The sequence below is a fragment of the Methylocystis sp. genome (genome assembly GCF_050251305.1).
Lineage (GTDB): Bacteria > Pseudomonadota > Alphaproteobacteria > Rhizobiales > Beijerinckiaceae > Methylocystis.
In genome coordinates this window covers 1-3,794 of record NZ_JBFWNB010000095.1, presented here as the reverse complement: position 1 = coordinate 3,794, position 3,794 = coordinate 1, and the positions used below count along the sequence as shown (strand labels likewise).

Genomic DNA, 3,794 nt, shown 5'->3' with positions numbered 1-3,794 from the left:
GGCGACCGCCGCAAGCGCGACGATGAAGAAGAGGAGAAACCACATGACGATCAGATCCCACTTATTCCTGCGCTGCGCCTGCGCCGAGCGCGGCGATCGCGCCATGCAGCAGATCGTCGGCCGCCCTCCGCGCGTCCGCGCGCGCGCGGAGCGCCGCGCCGAAGTCTTTGGCTTCGTTCTGCGCGTCCTCTGGAAGCGCCGAGAACAGCGCATTGGCCTGGGTCAGGTCGTCATGGGCGAGCGCCGCTTCGATCTGGCCGACCTTTTCCTCGACTGTCTTGGCCTCGGCGCTGGGCGCCTGACCTGACGGATGCACGCGCACGAGCTTGCTTGCGCCCTTCATCAAATGTTCCGCGAGACCGACGGATTCGCCGTTCTCCAGCGCGCGAATGCGCTTCGCGGCCGGTGCGAAATCAGCCTTCAACTGCGCTGCGGTCGGCGCGCCTTTTTCGGCATAGGGCGCGAGTGGCGCAAGCTGCGCGGCCTCGACGCCGAGCCGCGTCAGGACCTTCATCTCGACGGCGTAAGGCCGTCCACCCTCGAGCTCGCGTTGCAGCGCATAGGCGACGACGACGATCGCCGCCGGTCCTTCGGACGTTTTGGCGGGAGCCGCCTCCGGAGCCGCGCGCGTTTCGCCCTTGGGAGAATCGAGACGTTCGCGCAGCGCCTTCAACTCGTCGCCGAGCTCGTCGATGCGGCCTTCCAGCGCGCTCACCTGCTCGCCGGGCGTGAGCGCGCCGCGCTCGCCCGGCTCCGCCGGCGGAGCAGCGGGCGCCACAGGCGCGGGACTCGCGCCCGCCTTCGCCGCCGCTTCCGCCGTCTCTCTTGCGGTGGTTGCCGTTTCCTTTGCGGCGGCGGCGACCGCTTCTGCGGCTTCTGCGGCGCGCAAGGCGCGCTGCGCTAGCTCTTCCGCCGAACCGATGCGTCCCTGCAGCGCGGCGACCTCCGCCTTTTGCGATTCGATCGCCGCGTTCTGCGATTCCATGGCGGCGTTCGTCACGGGATCCGCGCGCGGCTCCTGCGGCGGCGCAGATTCGGCGGATTTTTCGGGCGCGGTGGAGGGCGGCGCAGGGGGCTCGGCGCTGCTTGTCGCCGCATCGCTCGGCCGCGCCTCGGACGGGCTTTCGGTCGTTGGCGACGCCGCCTTCTCGGCGGAAAGCGAATCGATCCGATCCTTCAGCTCGCCGATGACGCCGGTCGCCTGATTGACGTATGGCTCGGCGTAATCGGCGACGAGCTTCAGCCGTTCGTCCTGGTCCTTGAACGCGATCGCCGCATAAAGCGCGCCGCCCGCCACGATCAGGAGAAGCAGCAGCGTCCAGACCAGCCGACCGAACAAGGAGCGGCGTTTGCGCGTCACGGGCGGCGGCGGGGGCGGTTCAGGGGGCGGTTCCGCCGTTTCGATCGGCGCTTCCGAAGATTCGACGCGCTCCAGTTCTTCGTCGTTCGGCGAGACCATTGGCTAATCCTTGCTGTCGCGCATCCTTATAGTTGAAGCGTCCGGCGCCCGCAAAACAGGCTGTCCGCGTCAGCTCGCCGCCTCGACAAGCTGCAACGTGCGGCGGGCGATGTCGAGATGCAGCCGCTCGACCATTTTGCCGTCGATCTGCACCACGCCCTTGTCGGCGTTTTCTGGTTCGTCGAACACGGCGATGATCCTGCGCGCAAAATCAACCTCTTCGGCGCTCGGCGCGAAAATGGCGTTCACCGGGCCGATCTGGCTTGGATGAATGAGCATTTTCCCGTCGAAGCCGAAATCGCGTCCCTGCTCCGCCTCGCGGCGCAGGCCGTCGAGATCGTTGAAGTCGTTATAGATCCCGTCGATGATTTCGATATTGTGAACCCGCGCCGCAAGCACGCCGGCCGAAAGCCAGGCGAGCAGCGCCTGCCGCCCGGGCGTGAGCCGGGCCCGCGTCGATTTGGCGATGTCGTTGGGGCCAAGCACCAGGACTTCGAGGCGCGCGGCGGCATCGTCGGCGGCGCTCGCGATCTTTTCGATGTCGAAGACGGCGCGCGGCGTCTCGATCATCGCCCAAAGCCGCGTCTGGCGCGGCGCCCCGGCGGCGACGAGGTCGGCGGCGGCCTTGAGGATTTCGTCGCGCGAATTGACTTTGGGGATGACGATGGCGTCCGGACCCAGCGGCGCGATGGCCGCAATGTCGGGCTTGTACCATTCGGAGCCGCGGGCGTTGACGCGCACGACGAGCTGGCGCGCGCCGTAGCCGCCGCCGGAGACAGCCGCCGCGACCTGCTCGCGGGCCGTCGCCTTGGCGGAGTCCGCCACGCCGTCTTCGAGTTCGAACATCAGGACGTCGGCGGAGAGCGTCTTGCCCTTTTCCAGGGCGCGGGCGTTCGAGCCCGGCATGGCCAGCACGCTGCGCTTTAGTCGAGAAAGCATTCAAAACTCCAACATGGATCCGGTCTGGTTTTCCTTGACCTCGTCGCGTGATCTACACAATAACCGCCGGGTCCGCCATCCGCCCGGCTAGGCCTGCTCGGCGCGGCGCACGAGGGGAACGCCAAATGGCAGATGACGCGCCGTCCGGGACGACCGGTCTGCCGGAAAACCTGATCGAGGGCTACGAATCTTTCATCAGCGGACGTTTTCTGGCCGAGCACGACCGATTTGAAGAATTGGCGCTCAAGGGCCAGACGCCGAAGACCATGGTCATCAGTTGCTGCGACTCGCGAGTCGCGCCCGAAGCGATCTTCAACGCCGGCCCCGGCGAGCTGTTCGTGCTGCGAAACGTCGCGGCGCTGGTTCCGCCCTATGAACCGGACGACCATTATCATGGCGCTTCGGCGGCGCTCGAATACGCCGTGATGGCTCTGAAAGTGTCCGACATCGTCGTGCTCGGCCATGGCCAGTGCGGCGGCGTTCGCGCCTGTGCCGAAATCTTGGCCGACCCCGACGCGCCGCGGCTGAGCCATAGCGACTTCATCGGCGACTGGATCAAAATGCTCGGTCCGGCCGCGGATCGCCTGGGCGTTCCCCCCAATCCCAAGGACAGGGGCTATGTCGAGCGGCTCGAATTCGAGGCGGTGAAGCAGACGCTGCGCAATCTGCGGTCCTTTCCGATGATCCAGGTTCTCGAACATCACCGGCATCTGCGGCTGCACGGGGCCTTGTTCAGGATCATGGACGGACGTCTGTTCCTGCTAGACGAGGCGACCGGCGCGTTCAATCCGGTCTGTGAACGGGCCTATGCGGCCGCTTTCGCCGAGGCGCGCTTTTGACGGCTGACTCGCGTGGCGTTCCGCTCATCTCCGGTCTCCGCGACATCGCGGGAGGCTATGACGCGATTCTGTGCGACGGTTGGGGCGTGCTGATCGACGGCCGGCGGCATTTTCCGGACGCGGCGGAGGCGCTGCGGCGTTTCCGCGCACAAGGCGGAACGGTCGTGCTGATCACTAACGCCTCGCGCCCCGACGAAGAGGTGCGCCGTCAGCTTCTGAGCCTGGGCGCGCCGCAGGACTGTTTCGACGATCTCGTTTCGGCGGGGGAGCTGGCGCTGCGCGAGATCGTGGCGCGCGCCGGCCAGACGGTCTATCACCTGGGTCCGTCGCGCGACGACGGGCTTTTCCGCGAGGCGGCGCGCCGCCTCGGCGCGCCAGTGACGCGCGTCGGGCCGGACGCCGCCGATTACGTCGTCTGCACCGGCCTCTTCAATGAGCGCAACGAATCCCTGGCGGATTACGACGCGCTGCTGGCGGCCTTGAGAGCGCGCGACCTGACGATGCTGTGCGCCAATCCCGATATCGTCGTCGCGATCGGCGCCGAGCTGGTCTATTGC

The 3,794-nt window shown here is 67.1% G+C and carries 3 protein-coding genes and 1 pseudogene; 2 read left to right on the top strand and 2 right to left on the bottom strand.

The window, feature by feature from the left end; genetic code table 11:
- Window positions 1–61: 61 nt before the first annotated feature.
- Both AB7F41_RS17160 and AB7F41_RS17155 read right to left on the bottom strand, forming a co-directional pair.
- Complete coding sequence (locus AB7F41_RS17160; RefSeq protein WP_428382555.1) at window positions 62–1,459, bottom strand: COG4223 family protein; 1,398 nt, start codon at window positions 1,457–1,459, stop codon at window positions 62–64.
- Between the two features lie 69 nt (window positions 1,460–1,528).
- Window positions 1,529–2,398 (bottom strand): HpcH/HpaI aldolase/citrate lyase family protein, encoded by an 870-nt coding sequence (locus AB7F41_RS17155; protein ID WP_428382557.1) that lies wholly within the window; start codon window positions 2,396–2,398, stop codon window positions 1,529–1,531.
- A gap of 125 nt (window positions 2,399–2,523) precedes the next feature.
- Here AB7F41_RS17155 and AB7F41_RS17150 point away from each other — a divergent pair, with 125 nt between their 5' ends.
- Window positions 2,524–3,237: a carbonic anhydrase gene (locus AB7F41_RS17150; protein ID WP_428382559.1), complete on the top strand. Its 714-nt coding sequence runs from the start codon at window positions 2,524–2,526 to the stop codon at window positions 3,235–3,237.
- Window positions 3,234–3,794 (top strand): annotated as a pseudogene (locus tag AB7F41_RS17145) (TIGR01459 family HAD-type hydrolase); the annotation flags it as partial. The gene AB7F41_RS17150 and the pseudogene AB7F41_RS17145, both read left to right, overlap by 4 nt.